General features: G+C 68.9%; 16 protein-coding genes. 12 read left to right on the top strand and 4 right to left on the bottom strand.

The genetic code is table 11. The features are described 5' to 3' along the window. Positions 1–30: 30 nt before the first annotated feature. Positions 31–1,308, top strand: coding sequence for a serine hydrolase domain-containing protein (locus WBL05_RS05275; protein WP_424224238.1), 1,278 nt, complete (start codon positions 31–33; stop codon positions 1,306–1,308). Between the two features lie 6 nt (positions 1,309–1,314). Here WBL05_RS05275 and WBL05_RS05270 read toward each other — a convergent pair whose 3' ends face one another. Next, entirely contained in the window at positions 1,315–2,469 is a 1,155-nt protein-coding gene (locus WBL05_RS05270; RefSeq protein WP_424224236.1) for an iron-containing alcohol dehydrogenase, read from the bottom strand. A gap of 100 nt (positions 2,470–2,569) precedes the next feature. On the opposite strand from WBL05_RS05270, the gene WBL05_RS05265 reads away from it, so the two are divergent. The 10 genes from WBL05_RS05265 to deoC all read left to right on the top strand — a co-directional run bounded on the left by WBL05_RS05265 (position 2,570) and on the right by deoC (position 11,678). Continuing rightward, positions 2,570–3,385, top strand: a complete 816-nt coding sequence (locus tag WBL05_RS05265) for an alpha/beta hydrolase (RefSeq protein ID WP_424224235.1) — start codon at positions 2,570–2,572, stop codon at positions 3,383–3,385. Positions 3,386–3,466: 81 nt separating this feature from the next. Continuing rightward, positions 3,467–3,685 carry a hypothetical protein gene (locus WBL05_RS05260; RefSeq protein WP_424224234.1) on the top strand — a complete coding sequence of 73 codons (219 nt, stop codon included), beginning with the start codon at positions 3,467–3,469 and terminating at the stop codon, positions 3,683–3,685. A gap of 126 nt (positions 3,686–3,811) precedes the next feature. Beyond that, positions 3,812–4,879, top strand: coding sequence for a BMP family lipoprotein (locus tag WBL05_RS05255; protein WP_424224233.1), 1,068 nt, complete (start codon positions 3,812–3,814; stop codon positions 4,877–4,879). 114 nt (positions 4,880–4,993) lie between these two features. Next, complete coding sequence (locus tag WBL05_RS05250) at positions 4,994–6,607, top strand: ABC transporter ATP-binding protein (RefSeq protein WP_424224231.1); 1,614 nt, start codon at positions 4,994–4,996, stop codon at positions 6,605–6,607. Then, positions 6,604–7,860, top strand: coding sequence for an ABC transporter permease (locus tag WBL05_RS05245; protein ID WP_424224230.1), 1,257 nt, complete (start codon positions 6,604–6,606; stop codon positions 7,858–7,860). The genes WBL05_RS05250 and WBL05_RS05245 overlap by 4 nt, the downstream gene beginning before the upstream one ends. Further along, positions 7,857–9,137, top strand: coding sequence for an ABC transporter permease (locus WBL05_RS05240; RefSeq protein ID WP_424224229.1), 1,281 nt, complete (start codon positions 7,857–7,859; stop codon positions 9,135–9,137). Before WBL05_RS05245 ends, WBL05_RS05240 begins: the two co-directional genes overlap by 4 nt. Before the next feature lie 7 nt (positions 9,138–9,144). Continuing rightward, a complete protein-coding gene (locus WBL05_RS05235; RefSeq protein WP_424224228.1) occupies positions 9,145–9,549 on the top strand; it encodes a cytidine deaminase in 405 nt (134 codons plus the stop codon). Next, a complete protein-coding gene (locus WBL05_RS05230) occupies positions 9,546–10,847 on the top strand; it encodes a thymidine phosphorylase (protein WP_424224227.1) in 1,302 nt (433 codons plus the stop codon). The genes WBL05_RS05235 and WBL05_RS05230 overlap by 4 nt, the downstream gene beginning before the upstream one ends. Positions 10,848–10,863: 16 nt before the next feature. Beyond that, positions 10,864–11,031, top strand: coding sequence for a hypothetical protein (locus tag WBL05_RS05225; RefSeq protein WP_424224225.1), 168 nt, complete (start codon positions 10,864–10,866; stop codon positions 11,029–11,031). Next, on the top strand, positions 11,028–11,678 hold the full coding sequence (gene deoC / locus WBL05_RS05220) for a deoxyribose-phosphate aldolase (protein ID WP_424224224.1): 651 nt from the start codon (positions 11,028–11,030) through the stop codon (positions 11,676–11,678). Before WBL05_RS05225 ends, deoC begins: the two co-directional genes overlap by 4 nt. Before the next feature lie 211 nt (positions 11,679–11,889). Here the strand turns inward: deoC and WBL05_RS05215 are convergent, their stop codons facing one another. From WBL05_RS05215 to WBL05_RS05205, 3 genes are all read right to left on the bottom strand, one after another. After that, positions 11,890–13,335 (bottom strand): DUF222 domain-containing protein, encoded by a 1,446-nt coding sequence (locus tag WBL05_RS05215; RefSeq protein ID WP_424224222.1) that lies wholly within the window; start codon positions 13,333–13,335, stop codon positions 11,890–11,892. Positions 13,336–13,663: 328 nt separating this feature from the next. Further along, a complete protein-coding gene (locus WBL05_RS05210; protein WP_424224221.1) occupies positions 13,664–15,340 on the bottom strand; it encodes a phospho-sugar mutase in 1,677 nt (558 codons plus the stop codon). Then, entirely contained in the window at positions 15,333–16,151 is an 819-nt protein-coding gene (locus WBL05_RS05205) for a purine-nucleoside phosphorylase (RefSeq protein WP_424224219.1), read from the bottom strand. The genes WBL05_RS05210 and WBL05_RS05205 overlap by 8 nt, the downstream gene beginning before the upstream one ends. A 112-nt stretch (positions 16,152–16,263) precedes the next feature. Here WBL05_RS05205 and WBL05_RS05200 point away from each other — a divergent pair, with 112 nt between their 5' ends. After that, complete coding sequence (locus tag WBL05_RS05200; protein ID WP_424224217.1) at positions 16,264–17,637, top strand: NAD(P)-binding protein; 1,374 nt, start codon at positions 16,264–16,266, stop codon at positions 17,635–17,637. Positions 17,638–17,735 lie beyond the last annotated feature (98 nt).

The following is a 17,735-nucleotide window of genomic DNA, read 5'->3' as shown; positions in this document are numbered from 1 at the left end:
GAAGGGGGCATCGTGACACACCACACGCGTTTGACCAGTCCTTTCACGCCGTACCGGGCGCGCAGCGGCGTCCGACGGCTCAGGGGGCTGGCCGCCGCCTGCGTCGCAGCCGGCCTGCTGGTGGCCTGTGGTGGCCAAGCCACGGAGTCCTCCCCGACACCCACGCCAACGCCGAATCCGGCCGCGAGCTCCACGCCGACCACCCGGACCACCCCCGGCAACGAGGCTGCGCTGCGCTCGATCGTCGAGGAGAAGATGGCCGAGATGCTGGTTCCGGGAGCGGTGGTCCTGGTCCGCACGCCCAGCTCGAACTTCCTCGAGGCGTTCGGCACCCGGCAGGTGGACGAGGAGGACCCAGTCACCGTGGACGACCACTTCCGGATCGGCTCCAACACCAAGACCATGACCGGCACGGTGCTGCTGCAACTGGTCGACGAAGGCCTGATCGCCCTGGACGACCCGGTGTCCGACTACCGGCCAGAAGTCCCGAACGGTGACAACATCACCATCGAGCAACTGCTCACCATGCGCAGCGGCCTGTTCAGCTACAGCGAACTCGAATCGTTCAACCAGATCCTCGATGATGACCCTGAGCGGGTCTGGCGGCCGGAGGAACTGGCGGCGCTCGGGCTCGCCGAGCCGCCCTACTTCCCGCCGGGCGAGGGCTGGCACTACTCCAACACCAACACCGTGCTGGCCGGGCTGATCATCGAGCAACTCACTGGCGAACGACTTGAGCAGGTCTTCAATGAGCGGCTCTACGAACCGCTCGACCTGACTCAGACCAGCTTCCCCGCCATCGAGGACGCCAGCATCCCCAGCCCGCACCCGCGCGGGTACCTCTACGGCACCAACGTCTCAACCATGGCGGACGCCGCCCTTTCCCCCGACCAGCAGGCCGCGGCCCGGGCTGGCACCCTGTTGCCCAACGACGTCACCAACCTCAACCCGTCATGGGGCTGGGCGGCCGGAGCAGCCATCTCGACCGCGGAAGAGCTTGCCACCTACGTCGAGGCGCTGATCGGCGGGACGTACCTGAGTCCGCAGCTGCAGCAACAGCGACTGGACAGCATCGAACGGTCCGACCCCAACGACCCCAGCAGCGCTGGCTACGGCATCGCGCTGGCCCAGTTCGGGCCGATGCTCGGACACGACGGTTCGCTGCCTGGCTTCCAGTCATTCATGGCGAACGACCCCGAACGCGACATCACCCTGATCGTGCTCTGCAACCTGCAGGCCGGGCCCGCCGGCGAACAGGTCGCCAACGAGATCGCCCGGGCGCTGATCGGGGAACTGTACGGCAGCTGACCCCCGTCAATCGAGCGCCGCCCGCAGGATCTGCTGCAACTCGTCCTCGGTCAGGGTGATCGGGTTGCCCTTCATGCTGGACGATGCCTGCCCCTTGGCGACCGCCTCGTCCAGCCGGTCCTCGGTGAGCCCCAGGTCGGCCAGCCCGGGGACGCCGAGCAGTTCGTTGGTCTCGTCCAGCCAGGCCAGCAGCGCAGCCACGTCGCCGCGCCCTGTGATGATCTCGGCGGCCTCGGTGTACCTGGCCAGCGCCGTCCCATCACCGCGCGCGGTAAGCGCCGCCACGTTGACCCGGGTGGCCGACGGCAGCAGGGAGGCGCAGATGGTGCCGTGGGCCGCCCCGATCATGCCGCCCAGCGGGCCGGCGAATCCGTGCACCGCGCCCAGCTTGGCATTCGCCAGTGCCAGCCCGGACAGTGCCGCGCACAGCGCCATGTCGGTGCGGGCCGAGACGTCGGAGCCATCGGCGTAGGCCCGACGCAGTCCGGACGCCGCCCGGCGCAGCCCTTCCCGGCAGAAGCCGTCGGTGAGCGGGTTCGCCTGGTGGGTGACGTAGGCCTCCAGGCACTGGGTGAGCGCGTCGAGGCCGCTGGACGCCGTTACCGCCGGCGGGCACTCGAGGGTGAGCAGCGGGTCGACCAGAGCCACTTCCGCCAGCAGCGAACGGCCGCGGATGCTCGCCTTGACCCCGTGCTCCAGCGAGGTCACCACTGCGTTGTTCGTCATCTCCGAACCGGTGCCCGCGGTGGTGGGCACCCCGATCCACGGCAGCACCACCGGCGGCAGCGGCAGGCCGAGGCCCACCACCTCCAGGTGGTCCAGCGGGTCGCTCTCCGAGGCGGCCAGCCCGGCAACCGCCTTGGCGGTGTCGAGGACGGCGCCCCCGCCGACACCCACCACGACGTCGGCCTCTGCCGTCCGCGCGGCGTCCACCGCCTGCCGGACCGCCCCGAGCGTCGGCTCGCCCTTCACCGTTGCGACCGCCGGGTCGCCGAGGCTGGCCAGCAACTCGGCGTGCCGCGACGGGTTCGAACCAGTCACCACCAGCGGTCGGACGCCGAACTCGGCAACCAGATCTGGCAGTTCGGCGCTGCGTCCGGCTCCGAAGACCAGACGGCCGGGAGCGGCGAAGGTGAAAGCGGGGCCGGTAGTGGTGCCCATGATGATGCCCTCCTGATGGCTGCGTCGTCCCAGCCTATGGGCCGTTGGCGGGTCGCGGCGGCGCACCTAGGGTGGAAGGACCTACGCAGAGGGGATGCCCATGTCGTACGGCTACGTCATCGGTGTTGTCATCAACGCGATCATGGTGGCGGCCGCGCTGTGGCCGCCAGCCCGACCGCGCCGGTTGGCGCTGGTCGCCTATCAGGTCGGGCTACCGGGAAACGAGATCCCACTACTGCTGATGCTGCTGTTCACCGTGTCTACCGTCGACGCCGTGACCAGCAACCGGCCGGTCAGCGTGGCCGACTGGGTCGTGCTGGCCGCAGGCATCGCGATCATCGCCGGGTATGGCCGGCTGCACATCAACTGCGTGCTGGCCCGCCGGGTGATGTCCGAGGCGGTGGGAGCCGAACTGGCCGCCCCGGCCTGGTGGCGGACCATCTTCCCATGGCCGATCAAACCGCCAGCGGTGCAGCGGCTGCGCGACCTACCCTATGGCGGGCTGGTCCGCCGACAGCGGATGGACATACTACGCCGCCGGGACGCCACGTGCCGCAACCCGGTGCTGGTGTACCTGCACGGCGGCGGCTACTTCACCGGCAACAAGAACTTCGAGGCCCGGGCACTGCGCTACCGGTTCGCCGCCCGGGGCTGGGTGGTGGTGAGCGCGAACTATCGGCTTCGGCCACACGTCGGCTGGCCCGAGCACCTGGTTGACGCCAAGCGGGTAATCGCCTGGGTCAGGGAGCACGCCGAGGAGTACGGGATGGACGCCGATCAGATCGTCCTGTCGGGCAGCTCTGCCGGCGCGCACCTTTCGGTCCTGGCGGCGCTGACCCAGAACGATCCCGCCCTGCAGCCGGGCTTCACCGGTGCCGACACCTCGGTGGCCGGGGCGGTTGGGCTGTACGGCTAATACGGCCGTTACTACGGCCGGGACGCAGGCGAGCAGCCGGCGTCCACCCCCTTGGCGCTGCCTGCCCACTCGGCCCCACCGATGCTGATTGTGCACGGCGCCAAGGACAGCTACACCCCGGTTGCCGGTGCCCGGGCGTTGGTGGTGCACCTGCGCAGCCAGTCGCACCAGCCGGTCGCCTACGCCGAGTTGCCCGGCGCCCAGCACGGTTTCGACGTGCTGCACTCATACCGGTTCGACACGGCGCTGCGCGGCATCGAGGCCTTCTGTTCACAGCTGGTGAGCGAAAGATGGGCTTGATAACACTTTGGTGTAGCCGCGCGGCTACGTCCCGCCAAGTGAGACATGGGCCCTAGGCTGGTTGCTACCCAAACGCCGCCCGCAGTGAGCGCGGGTTCGGTGTCACAGCAGCTCAGGAGAGGGTTCATGAAGAAGAAGTTCTACATGGGCGTCCTGGCGGTCACCACCGCCCTGGCGCTCGCCGCATGCGGCTCCGCGCCGGAGGAAGAAGAGGGTGGCGGCGACGCCACCGCAGGCAGCGACTTCCTCGCCTGCATGATCTCGGACGCGGGTGGTTTCGAGGATCAGTCGTTCAACCAGACCTCCTACGCCGGCCTCCTTCGCGCGGTCGATGAACTCGGCATCCAGAAAGCCGAAGCCGAATCAACCTCGGACGCTGACTACCCGCCGAACGTCGACTCGATGGTGCAGCAGGGCTGCAACCTCACCTTCGGTGTCGGCTTCCTGCTGGCCGACGCGCTCTCGAACGCTGCCACCGCCAATCCCGACGTCAACTTCGCGCTGATCGACTCAACGTTCGCCGAGGAACTGCCGAACGCCAAGCCGATCGTCTTCAACACTGCTGAGGCCGCCTACCTGGCCGGCTACGTGGCTGCGGGCATGACCGAGACCGACAAGGTCGCCACGTTCGGCGGTATCCAGATCCCGAGCGTGTCCATCTTCATGGACGGCTTCGCCGATGGCGTCGCCAAGTACAACGAGGACAACGGCACCTCGGTCGAGCTTCTCGGCTGGGACAAGGACGCCCAGAACGGCGCCTTCACCGGCGACTTCGACAACCAGGCCCAGGGCCAGAGCCAGACCGAGCAGTTCATCGCACAGGGTGCCGACATCATCATGCCGGTCGCCGGGCCGGTGGGCCTCGGCGCAGCCGCCGCAGCCGAACAAGCCGGCGCGAAGATCATCTGGGTCGACACCGATGGCTTCGAAAGCACCACCTACGGCCCGATCATCCTGACCTCAGTGATCAAGAAGATGGACATGGCGGTGTTCGACACCATCGAGTCCGCTGCTGCCGGCAACTTCACCTCCGAGCCGTACATCGGCACGCTGGAGAACGAGGGCGTCGGGATCGCGCCGTTCCACGACTTCGACTCCCAGGTTCCGCAAGAGTTGAAGGACGCGGTCGCCGATCTGCAGGCCCGGATCATTTCCGGCGAACTCGTGGTCGAGAGCCCCAACTCCCCGAAGTGACCGGTGAGCAGGGCATAGGGTAAACCCGATGGGTGGTGGTCCGGTTCGCAGGAGCCGGACCATCACCCGTGTGACAAGCGCTGTCGTCGTCGATCAGCAAGGAACCATGAGCGAATGAAACTCGAACTGCGGGGGATAACGAAAGTCTTCGGCTCCCTGGTGGCCAACGACCACATCGACCTGGTCGTGCAGCCGGGGGAGATCCACGCGCTGCTCGGCGAGAACGGCGCCGGCAAGTCCACGCTGATGAACGTGTTGTACGGGCTGTACCAGCCCGACGACGGCGAGATCCTGCTGGACGACAAGGTGGTGCACTTCTCCGGGCCGGGCGACGCGGTTGCCGCCGGCATCGGCATGGTCCACCAGCACTTCATGCTGGTTCCGGTGTTCACCGTCGCCGAATCGGTCGCGCTGGGCTACGAGCCGACCAAGGCGGCCGGCATCATCGACTTCGGCAAGGCCCGCGAGCGGGTGACGGAACTGTCCGACCGGTTCGGTTTCGACATCGACCCCGACGCCCTGATCGAAGACCTCCCCGTCGGCGCCCAGCAGCGGGTCGAGATCATCAAGGCCCTGTCGCGGGATGCCGGCATCCTCATCCTCGACGAGCCGACCGCGGTGTTGACCCCGCAGGAGACTGATGAGCTGATCGCGATCATGCGGCAACTCAAGCAGGCCGGCACGTCCATCGTCTTCATCACCCACAAGCTGCGCGAGGTCCGTGCAGTGGCCGACCGGATCACGGTGATCCGCCGCGGCAAGGTGGTGGGCGAGGCCTCCGCGTCGTCCACCGAGAAGGACCTCGCCTCGATGATGGTGGGACGCGCAGTCAGCCTCACCACCGAGAAGAGTCCCGCGAGCCCTGGCGAGGCCACCTTCCGGGTCAACGACCTGGTGGTGCTCGACGTGGCCGGCAAGGTCGCCGTCGACCACGTCACGTTCGACGTCCACCGTGGCGAGATCATGTGCATCGCCGGCGTCCAGGGCAACGGCCAGACCGAGCTCACCGAGGCGATCCTTGGCCTGACCAGACCACTGACCGGAACGATCACGCTCGACGGCGACGACCTGACCGGCGACACGGTCAAGTCACGGCTGCACGGCGGGCTCGGGTTCGTCCCCGAGGACCGGTCGACCGACGGCATCATCGGCTCGTTCTCCATCGCCGAGAACCTGGTGCTCGACGTCTACGACACCGAGCGGTTCTCCAGGGGGCCGGTGATGTACCCCAGCAAGGTGCTGGCCAACGCCAGCACGCTGACCCAGGAGTACGACGTCCGGTTGACCGCGGTCACCGACCCGATCTCCACGCTGTCCGGCGGCAACCAGCAGAAGGTCGTGGTGGCCCGTGCGATGTCGAAGGACCTGCGGCTGCTGGTGGCGTCCCAACCAACTCGCGGCCTCGACGTCGGATCGATCGAGTTCATCCACCGGCGAATCGTCGAGGAGCGTGACAAGGGCACCCCGTGCGTCATCGTCTCCACCGAGCTGGACGAGGTGCTCAACCTGGCCGACCGGATCGCTGTGATGTATCGGGGACGCATCGTCGGGATCGTCCCCGGCAACACCTCACGCGACGTACTGGGCCTGATGATGGCCGGCGTCCCACTGGCGGAGGCGCAGGCCCAGGCTGCCGTCCAGCACACCACGATGGGCGTCCTCGACGAAGAGGCGGCCGAGGAGCAGGCGCACGCTGAGGCGGCGCCGGATGAGGAGGGCATCCAGTGAGCCAACCGACCGCCACCCTGCGCACCGATACAGAGAGCGCGGCGCCCAAGGAGTCCCGCAGCGCATCGCTGGCCAGGGACATCCTGTCCGGCAACTGGCTGGTGTCGATCCTTGCCGTGGTGATCGCGCTGGTGCTCGGCGCCATCCTGATCGCCTTCGCCGACCCCCGCGTGCAGGAGACCGCCGGCTACTTCTTCGCCCGGCCCACCGACTTCTTCGCCGCCGTCTGGGACCAGGTCTCGTCTGCGTACTCGGCCCTGTTCCGCGGGGCCATCTTCGACTGGCAGGCCAATACTGCTGTGCGGTCCATCCGGCCACTCACCGAGTCGCTGGTCAACGCCACCCCGCTGATCCTCGCCGGCCTCGCAGTCGCGATCCCGTTCCGGGCCGGCATGTTCAACATCGGCGGCCAGGGCCAGGTCATACTCGGCGCTCTGACCGCCGGTTGGCTGGGGTACGCGGTCGCCCTGCCGCCCGTCCTGCACGTCACCGTCGCTCTGATCGGCGGCGCGATCGGCGGCGCACTTTACGCCGGGATCGCCGGTTTCCTGAAGGCCCGCACCGGGGCCAACGAGGTGATCGTGACGATCATGCTCAACAACATCGCCGCCTACCTGATCCTCTACCTGCTCAAACAGCAGTGGTTCACCCGCACCGGGTCGCCGCTGCCGCAGTCATCGCCGATCAGTGCCGACACCGCGAGCCTGCCACTGCTGCTGCAACCGCCGTTCCGGCTGCACTTCGGATTCATCATCGCCATTCTGGCGACGATGTTCGTGTGGTGGCTGATGGAGCGCTCCACGATCGGATTCGAGTTCCGCGCCGCCGGCGCCAACCCGAACGCCGCCCGGGCCGCCGGCATCTCGGTCAACAAGGTCATCGTGCTGGTGATGGTGGTTGCCGGCGTGTTCGCCGGGCTGGCCGGCGCAAACCAGGTTCTCGGCACCGAGGGCCGGCTGACCACCGGCATCGCCGGCAGCCTCGGCTTCGACGCCATCACGGTGGCGCTACTGGGCAGATCCAGACCACTCGGAACGTTCCTGGCCGGGCTGCTGTTCGGGGCCCTGAAGGCCGGCGGCTACGTGATGCAGTCACAGACCGGCACCCCGATCGACATCGTCCTGGTCGTGCAGTCGATCATCGTCCTGCTGGTGGCGGCGCCGCCGCTGGTGCGGGCGATCTTCCGGCTGCCGGCACCCGGCCTGCACACGCGTCCGCAACCCGCTGCGAAGGTCAAGGAGGCGACAGCATGAGCGTCGACACCCAACCGCGCAGGGCCGCGGCCGCGGTCGAGAAGCCGATCGAGTGGAAGATGCCGATCACCTACGGCGTCCTCACGCTGGTCGCGCTGGTGGTTTACGTCTTCGCAGCGCCGACAGGCGAGCAGACCACCTTCCAGTTGGCCAGGGGTGAGGCGTGGATCACCATCCCGAACTTCGACCTGCCCGCACGGCCGACCGGCATCGTCATCACCCTCGTGCTGGCCGGGCTCGCCGCGCTGGCGGCGTGGAACGCCAGCCGCCGGCAGAAGACCGGGTGGTGGCTGCCGGCCACGTTCGGTTTCCTCTTCGTGTTCGGCTTCCTGGTCTACGCGGGTGCCGGCGCATCCGGCGTCATCCCGCTCACCACGCTGCTGGCCGGTGGACTGGCGCTGAGCGTCCCGCTGATCTTCGGCGCGATGTGTGGCCTGGTCGGGGAGCGCTCCGGCATCGTCAACATCGCCATCGAGGGCCAGCTGCTGCTCGGGGCATTCTTCGCCGCCGTTGCGGCGTCCCTGGCCAGCAACGCCTATGTGGGGCTGCTCGCCGCGCCCATCGCCGGGGCTCTGGTCGGTGCGCTGCTGGTGTGGTTCGCGGTGAGCTACTGGGTCGACCAGATCATCATCGGCGTGGTGCTGAACGTGCTGGTGGTCGGGTTGACCAACTTCCTGTTCTCGACGGTGCTGACGCAGAACTCCGAGACCTGGAACGCCCGGCAGCGGCTGCCCAACCTGCCGATCCCCGGGCTGTCCGAGATCCCGGTGCTGGGTCCGGTGCTGTTCGACCAGACGATCCTGGTGTACATCATGTACGCCGTGGTGATTCTGCTGAACATCTTCGTCTTCCGGTCGCGGTGGGGCCTGCGGATGCGGGCGGTTGGTGAACACCCGAAGGCCGCCGACACCGTCGGCATCAAGGTGAACCGGACCCGCGTGGTGAACACCATCTTCGCCGGCGCGATCGCCGGTCTGGGTGGGGCGTTCTTCACCGTCGGCACCGGGCTCGCGTTCGGCAAGGAGATGTCCGCCGGACAGGGCTACATCGCGCTGGCGGCCATGATCCTTGGCAAGTGGAACCCCTACGGCGCGCTGGGTGCCGCCCTGCTGTTCGGCTTCTCCAGGAACCTGGGCAACCTGCTGTCCAGCATCGGCACCCCGGTGCCCTCGGAGTTCCTGCTGATGCTGCCGTACGTGGTGACCATCTTCGCCGTGGCCGGTTTCGTCGGACGCGTGCGCGCGCCTGCCGCCGAGAACATCCCCTACAAGAAGTAGCGAGAACATGGACGACAACGCGATCTGGTCACAGTTGCTGGCACTGGCGAAGGACGTGCAGGCGCGGGCCTACGTGCCCTACTCGAACTACCGGGTGGGAGCGGCCGCCCGCGTCGATGACGGCCGGCTGGTGGCCGGCTGCAATGTGGAGAATGCCTCGTACGGGCTGACGTTGTGCGCCGAGTGCGGCATGGTTTCCGAGCTGGCCGCCACCGGTGGCGGCAGGCTGACGCACTTCCTGTGCGTGGGCGGACCAGAGGCGGAGGTGGTGATGCCGTGCGGCCGGTGCCGCCAACTGCTGTGGGAGCACGGCGGGCCGGTGTTGCTGGTGACCACCCCGCGCGGCGTGCGTGAGATGCGGGACGTGCTGCCCGACGCCTTCGACGCCACCGACCTGGAGGACCCGCGATGACTTCGGCAGGCAATGCGGTCGAGCCGTTCGACGCCGTCGATGTGATCCGCACCAAGCGGGATCGGCAGCTGCTGTCGGATGCCCAGATCGACTGGGTGATCGACGCGTACACCCGCGGCGTGGTCGCTGAGGAGCAGATGTCCGCCCTTGCCATGGCCATCTTCCTGAACGGGATGACGCGGACCGAGATCGCCCGGTGGACCGCCGCGATGATCAACTCCGGGCAGCGGATGGACTTCTCGGGGCTGGGCAGGCGGACGGCGGACAAGCACTCCACCGGCGGGGTGGGGGACAAGATCACCCTCCCGCTGGCTCCACTGGTAGCAGTCTTCGGGGTCGCCGTACCGCAGCTTTCGGGACGAGGCCTGGGGCACACCGGTGGGACGCTGGACAAGCTGGAGTCGATACCGGGCTGGCGGGCGTCCCTCAGCAATGACGAGATCATGGCGCAATTGCGGGACGTGGGCGCGGTGATCTGCGCGGCCGGGACTGGGCTGGCTCCGGCCGACAAGAAGCTGTATGCGCTGCGCGACACCACTGCAACGGTTGACTGCGTGCCGCTGATCGCGTCTTCGATCATGTCGAAGAAGATCGCCGAGGGCACCGACTCGCTGGTGCTCGACGTGAAGGTGGGCTCGGGGGCGTTCATGAAGAGCCTCGACAGTGCCCGCGAACTGGCGCGCACCATGGTTGACCTGGGCACGGACGCCGGGGTGAACACGGTGGCACTGCTCACCGACATGTCCACCCCGCTGGGGCTGACCGCCGGCAACGCGCTCGAGGTGCGGGAGTCGGTCGAGGTGCTGGCTGGCGGCGGTCCGTCGGACGTGGTCGAGTTGACCCTGGCGCTCGCCGAGGAGATGCTGACCGCAGCCGGTCGGCCGGAGGCTGATCCTGCTGCCGCGCTGGCGGACGGCCGGGCGATGGACGTCTGGCGGGCGATGATCCGCGCCCAGGGTGGTGACCCGGACGCTCCGCTGCCTGTGGCGCCGCACACCGAAACTGTCTCGGCGGAGCGGGACGGGGTGCTCAGTCGGGTCGACGCGCTGCAGGTCGGCGTGGCCGCCTGGCGGCTGGGTGCCGGCCGGGCCCGCAGTGGCGACCCGGTTCAGGCGACGGCTGGTGTGGAGGTGCATGCCAAGCCCGGGGACCGGGTATCGAAGGGCCAGCCGCTGTTGACACTGCACACCGAGACCCCGGAGCGATTCGGGCGCGCGCTGGAGGCGCTCGACGGGGCGATCGAGATCGGCGATGCGTCGCCCGAGGTGTCGTCCATCGTGCTGGAGCGGATCGAATGAACCAGGAGGTGCAGGCATGACAATCAGCCCTGACCCGAACGAGTTGGACGAGTACACCCCTGAGGAGCCCGCGCATCCCGAGGAGTACGAGGCCACTCCACCCGAACCGACAGTGGAGGCCGACCCGGTGGACCGGGCCGAGCAGGAGGAAGTCGTCGAACTGGACGAGGAGGAGCTGAAGTGAAGCGTGCCGAACTGGCCAAGCTGATTGACCACACCCTGCTCAAGCCGGAGTCGACGTCGGACGATGTCGCTGCGCTGGTCGCCGAGGCGGCGCGGCTGGGGACGTTCTCGGTGTGCGTCTCGCCCAACCAGTTGCCCATCGACGTACCGGAAGGGCTGAAGGTGGCGACAGTTTGCGGATTCCCGTCCGGTGCCCACAAGACCGAGGTGAAGGCGGCCGAGGCGGCCCGTTCGGTTGCCGAGGGCGCCGACGAGGTCGACATGGTGGTGAACCTGCGCCAGGTGAAGGAGGGCGACTTCGAGGCGGTGCGCGGCGACATCGCCGCAGTGAAGGACGCCTGCGGATCGGCGTTGCTCAAGGTGATCATCGAGTCGGCGGCACTGACCGACGACGAGATCGTCGCCTGCTGCCGGGCGGCCGAGGACGCCGGAGCCGACTTCGTGAAGACCTCCACCGGATTCCATCCGTCGGGCGGTGCATCGGTGCCTGCGGTGGAGCTGATTGCGGCCACCGTCGGTGGACGACTCGGGGTGAAGGCTTCGGGCGGTATCAGGACGGCGGAGGCCGCGCAGGCCATGGTTCGGGCGGGCGCTACCCGGCTGGGCCTGTCGGCCAGCGCGGCGATCCTGGCCGAACTGCCGGAGTGATTTCGGGCGTGCTGGACGCCCCACCCGGTGGCTAGGGTCGGATGGACTGCTTTGCTGGCACAAGATCAGGGCGTGCCGACGCGTCACCCGGCCACAGGCTCCCGGGGGCACGGGCTTTCTCTCACGCGAGGGTGTGATCGCGCGAGGGCACGTCGAAGCAGATCGACTGCTCGGCGGATCCAGGCGTTCCCGGCCGGAGGGGGACCAGCGCTCAGCCGGCCTCGCCCAGCGTTTCGGTTTCTTCTGGAAGCTTGGCTTGCGCGGGTGGTTCGGTCTCCTGGGTGGGTTGGGTCTCGGTGGCGGTTGATTCGGTCTCATTGTCGGCCCCGGCTTCCGGCCCCGCCTCGGTGTCGACACCGGCTTGTTCTGGTTCTGCCTCGGCCTCGGCTTCGGGTGCTTGGATGCGGGTGGTGCCGTCTGCGGTAACGAGGTATTGGTAGCCGGCCGGTGAGGTCCAGCGGAACACACCCGGCTCGGGCTGCTCCAGGCGCCAGCCGCCGAAGGTCTTGGCGCGGTGGGTGAACCTGGACAGCGGCCCGAGGTTCCCCAGATGCGTCTGCCCCACTTCGCCCAGGGTGTAGGGGATGGTGTGGTCCAGGTCGCAGTTTGCGGCGGCGCGGGTGCCGTAGGGGAACACGTCGACGGGGTTGCGTTGTTCGACGGCGAACCGCATCACACCGGTCGGGTGGTGGGCATCAACGGCGCCGATGCTGGCCGGGTCGATGATCGGCCGCACGATCACCTTGCTACCGGCGAGGAACCGCGGCAGCTGCTCGGTGAGCAGCGGACCCCACTTGTCGACGTACGCCGCACCCATGTCCACCTTGTCCTGGGCGATGGCGGGGTCATGGGCCGCGATGTGGACGACCAGGGTGTGGGTTGGCAGCGTGTTCTGCCCGAACGCGGTGCGGGCCAGGATGCCGACGGCGGCGGCGCGGCGGGCGTCCAGGTCGCTGCCACCGGCAGCGGTGGGGTCGTTGGGCAGGCTGGCGGCGATCTGGTTGATGGCGTTGTCGAAGTCGATCCCGTCGGCGGCGTCCAACTGGCCCCACAAGATGATGTGGCCGTCGTTGATCTGCGACACATGCACCCCGCGGGCGTTGGCTGCCGCTTCGGCCCGTGCCCGGGCGGTGTCCGGGTCGGCTTCGATGATCCAGGCCGGCAGCGCCCGGATGACTCGCGGCCACGGCCACGCCGGCAACGCGTCCGCCAACTGTTTGTCCACCCGGGCGGCCGCCTCCGCGGAGAGTTGGGCGGTGGCCTGGCAGACCTTCAACGCCTGCCACACCTGCACCTGCCCGGCCAGCACGGTGGTCCAGAGTCTGGGGAGTCGGTGCCGCAGGTCGAGGGCATCCCCGATCCGGCCCATCGCCGACTGCGGTGAGACACCGAGCAGTGGGCCGATCTCGGTGGCCAGGAACTCACCCACCAGCGGTGTGCCGTCATGGCCGGGCTGGACCAGCCGTTCCATGCCGTCCAGCACGGCTTCCTGATCGACCTGATAGAGGTCGGCGGCGTGCACGATGGCCACCAACTCGCCAACCTCGGCGGCCAACCGTTGCTGGTGGGCGTGGTCCAGGGCGGCGAACGCCGCCCGAACATCGCCGGGCGGCGGCGGCTCGAAGACTTCTTCGTCTGGTGCCGGTGAATCGTTCATGGGACAAGTCAACCGGGCAGGACTGACAAAAATCGTCCTCCGAACCGTTGATCTAGAAAACGTGTTCCTATATTTTCCGCATTGCAGCTTTGGGGAACGGGGTCGTAGGTCCGCTGGGGCTGCAGACTGGCGACAGGTGGAACAGACGGGCCGGTGCGGAACAGGCCCAGGGGCAACGTGAGGCGGCCCATGCGAAGGGTCGTGGAGCGCGGGTATCAAACGGGCCGGGCGCCTGAGGACTGTTCGGAGCGTCGGGAAGAGCGCTGGCAAGAGCGCCGGGGGAAGTGCGCCGGGGAGAACTACTCACCGAACTGCCAGCCCAGCCGCCCTACCCGGCGGCGTCGATCAACCGCTGCATGTCCGCACGCACCGCCGCAACCCGGGCGGCGGCCTGCTCCCGGGCGTCCTGCAAATCACCTTCCACCGGCACGATCGACTCCAGGTAGCACTTCAGCTTCGGCTCGGTGCCCGACGGCCGCACGACAACGCGGTCGTCCACCTCGGTGCGGAACCACAGCGCATCCGTTGGCGGCAGGCCGCGCCAGCCGTCCGACAGGTCAGCCGACTCGGCCACCGGCGAACCGGCCAGCTCGGCCGGCGGTCTCGCCCGCAGCCCCGCCATCACCCGCTCGATTCGCGACAGGTCCGCCACCCGGATGGTGAGCGGCGCGGTTGCGTGCGCCCCGTGCCGTCGCTCCAGCCGGTCGAGCAGGTCCGCCAGCGTCTCGCCCTCCCCGGCCAGTGTGGCGGCCAGCTGCGCCACCCGAAGACAAGCCGAGATGCCGTCCTTGTCGCGCACGAATTCCGGGTCGACGCAGTAGCCGATCGCCTCCTCGTAGCCGAAGACCAGCCCGTCCACCCGCGAGATCCACTTGAACCCGGTCAGCGTGTACGCGTGCTCCAGCCCATGCGAGGCCGCAATGCGCTCCAGCATCCGCGACGACACGATCGAGCAGGCAAGCACCCCACCACCCGAGCGCGCCGCGTCCTGCCCGGCCTGCTCGCCGAGCAGCCAACCCACCTGGTCACCGGTCAGTTGCCGCCACCCGGAGCGCATCGGCAGCGCCACCGAGCAGCGGTCGGCGTCCGGATCGAGGGCCAGCAGAATATCGGCCCCCACCCGCTGCGCCAGCTCCAGCCCGAGGTCGAGCGCGCCCGGCTCCTCGGGGTTGGGAAAAGCCACGGTCGGGAAGTCCGGGTCGGGTTCGAACTGGGCGTCCACCACGTGCAGGTCGTCGAACCCCGCCCCCCGCAACGCCCGCAGGACAGTGTCGCCGCCCACCCCGTGCATTGTGGTGAGCGCGATCCGCAGGCCAGGCCGACCCCCGGCCGGCACCAACGAAACCACCCGCGCCAAGTACGCCTGCCGCACCTCGTCACCCAGCTGCGTCCAGCCGGACTCGGCGCGCGGCACTGCCGACACCGATTCGACCGCATTGATCCGCGCCGCGATCTCGGCGTCGTAAGGCGGCACGATCTGCGTTCCCTGCCCAGAGCCGGTGACCGCCCGGCCACCCAGGTACACCTTGTAACCGTTGTCCTGCGGCGGGTTGTGGGACGCGGTCACCATCACTGCGGCGTCGGTGGCCAGGTGGCGCACCGCAAATGCGAGGACGGGGGTGGGCTGGCGCGGCGGCAACAGCATCGCCCGGCCGCCGGCAGCGGTGACGACGGCGGCGGTGTCACGGGCGAACTGCTCCGACCCATACCGGGCATCACAGCCGATGACGACCGAGAAGTCCGGGCCCACCGCGTCCGCGAGCCACGCGCACAACCCGGCCGCGGTCCGGATCACCACTGCACGGTTCATCCGGTTCGGCCCCGCCCCGATCGCGCCGCGCAGGCCGGCGGTGCCGAACTGCAGAAAGCCGGCGAACCGGTCGGCGAGCTCGGCCTCGGCGTCCGACCCCGGGGACGCCTTGGCCAGCAACTCGGTCAGCTCGGCACGGGTGGCCTCGTCCGGGTCGTCGGCAATCCACCGCAGCACCGCGTCCCGATCAAACATCGAGGATCCTCCTGACGATCGCCGCGAGCAGTTCGGCCAGCCGCGGGGCGGCCTCGCGTCCAGCCACCAGCACCTCTTCGTGTGACAGTGCGGTGGGTGAGATGCCCGCGGCCGGGTTCGTCACCAGCGACATGCCGAGCACCTCCAGGCCGACGTGCCGGGCGGCGATCGCCTCCAGCGCGGTCGACATGCCCACCAGGTCACCGCCGATGATGGACGCCATCCGCACCTCGGCCGGCGTCTCGTAGTGCGGCCCGGGGAACTGCACGTACACCCCCTCGGGCAAGGCCGGATCCACCTCATGCGCGATGGCCCGCAGCCGCGCCGAGTAAAGGTCGGTGAGGTCTACGAAGGTGGCGCCCTCAAGCGGGGATGCCCCGGTCAGGTTGATGTGGTCACGGATCAGCACCGCAGTGCCAGCCGGCCACTCCGGCCGCAGCCCGCCACAACCATTGGTCAACACCATCGTCCTCGCGCCGGCAGCGGCCGCCGTCCGCACCGCGTGCGCGACCGCCCGGACCCCGCGTCCCTCGTAGAAGTGGGTGCGACTACCCAGGACGAGCGCATGTGCATCGGTGCCGGACACCGCGATGGAGACGATGCGGCCGCCATGACCGGCCACCGCAGGCGCGGCGAATCCCTCCACCTCGGCGGCCGGCAGGTCGGCCACCACGTCACCCAACTGGGCCGCGGCACCCGCCCAGCCGGAGCCGAGCACCAGCGCGATGTCGTGGTCGGGGACGCCGGTGCGGGACCGGATGGTTTCAGCCGCCCGCTGGGCGACGTCGAAGGGGTCGTCTGCAAGTGTCATGACTGCACGTTACCGCTGGCCAGCCCCGCTCGTCGGGCACCGCTACGGGCCGGTGCGCGATCTGCGTCGCTGGTCCGATGACCCTTACTACTGCCGGGGTGACAATGCGCCCATGACCGAGATCCATGCGGACTACCTGGTGGTGGGCGCAGGCGCCTGCGGCATGGCATTCGTCGACGCCCTCATCGACCACGCCGACGTCCGCGTCGTGCTGGTCGACCGGCGGCACGCAGCCGGCGGGCACTGGCTGGACGCGTACCCGTTCGTCAGGCTGCACCAGGCTTCCGCGTTATACGGGGTGGCCTCCACACTGCTCGGCAACGGCACGCTGCAGACCCGCGGGCCGGAGAAGGGACTTCACGAGCGCGCCCTCGGTGCCGAAGTGGTCGCCTATTACGCCCGGGTGCTCGAACGGCTGCTCGCGTCCGGGCAGGTGCGCTTCCACCCAGCGTGCAACCACCTCGGCGGGCACCAGTTCGCCTCGATGCTGTCCGGGCGTCGCTACCAGGTGTCGGAATCGGCGCGGGTGGTGGACGCCCGGTATGCCGAGCCCGATATCCCGTCCCGCACGCCACCACCGTTCCAGGTGGCCGAAGGCGTCCAGGTCGTCCCCGTCAACGGGCTCGCCCACCTGACCGAGGCGCCGTCCCGGTACGTGGTGGTCGGCTCGGGGAAGACCGCCACCGACGCCTGCACCTGGCTGTTGGGCAATGGCGTCGAACCGGATGCGATCTGCTGGGTGCGGCCACGTGATGCCTGGATGCTGAACCGCGCCCGGGTGCAGCCCGATCCGACCGTCATGACCGGGATGGCCGCCGACACCATGCAAGCCGCCATCGACGCCTCCTCGATAGAGGACCTCTTCCTGCGGCTCGAGGACGCCGGCGTGATGCTCCGGATCGACCGGAATGTCATGCCCACCATGGCGAAGCTCCCGACCATCGCCCAATGGGAGATCGATCAGTTGGCCACCATCGAGGACGTGGTCCGGCTCGGCTACCTGCGCCGGGTAGAACCCGGCCGGCTGGTGCTCAGCCACGGCGAAGTAGGGGTCGCAGCGGACGCGGTGGTGGTGCACTGCGCCGCGTCCGCGCTGACCTATCCACCGCTGGTGCCGATCTGGGGACGCGACGCCATCACCCTGCAGACCGTGCGGGCGGCCTTCCCGTGCTTCAGCGCAGCGGCGATCGGCTACGTCGAGGCCACTAGGGCCAATGACGATGAGAAGAACCGGATCTGCTTCCCATCGCCGATGTCAAACAGCCTGGCGTCCTGGGCGCGGATGCAGGTGCTGGGCAACCGGGCCGCCCGCGCGCTGTCGGCCGAACCGGACATCAAGGCGTGGTCGCAGGGCACGGCGATCAACCCGTCCCGGGTGCCACCTGATCGGGTCGACGACCCGGCGGTGCAGGCGGCGGCCGAGCGGTACCGGGCTGTGGTGCGTCCGGGACTGGCGCGGCTGGCCGAGCTCGCCGGCCCAGGCTGAACTGTCAGAATCGATCGCATGCGGACCTCGTCGGGTGACTTCGAACTGACCATGGACGAACTGCGGGCCGTGGTCGGGTTCGCGGTGGCGTGCGCCGA

The sequence above is a fragment of the Brooklawnia sp. genome, from assembly GCF_049651565.1.
GTDB lineage: Bacteria > Actinomycetota > Actinomycetes > Propionibacteriales > Propionibacteriaceae > Brooklawnia.
This window is presented reverse-complemented; position numbering and strand designations above follow the sequence as displayed.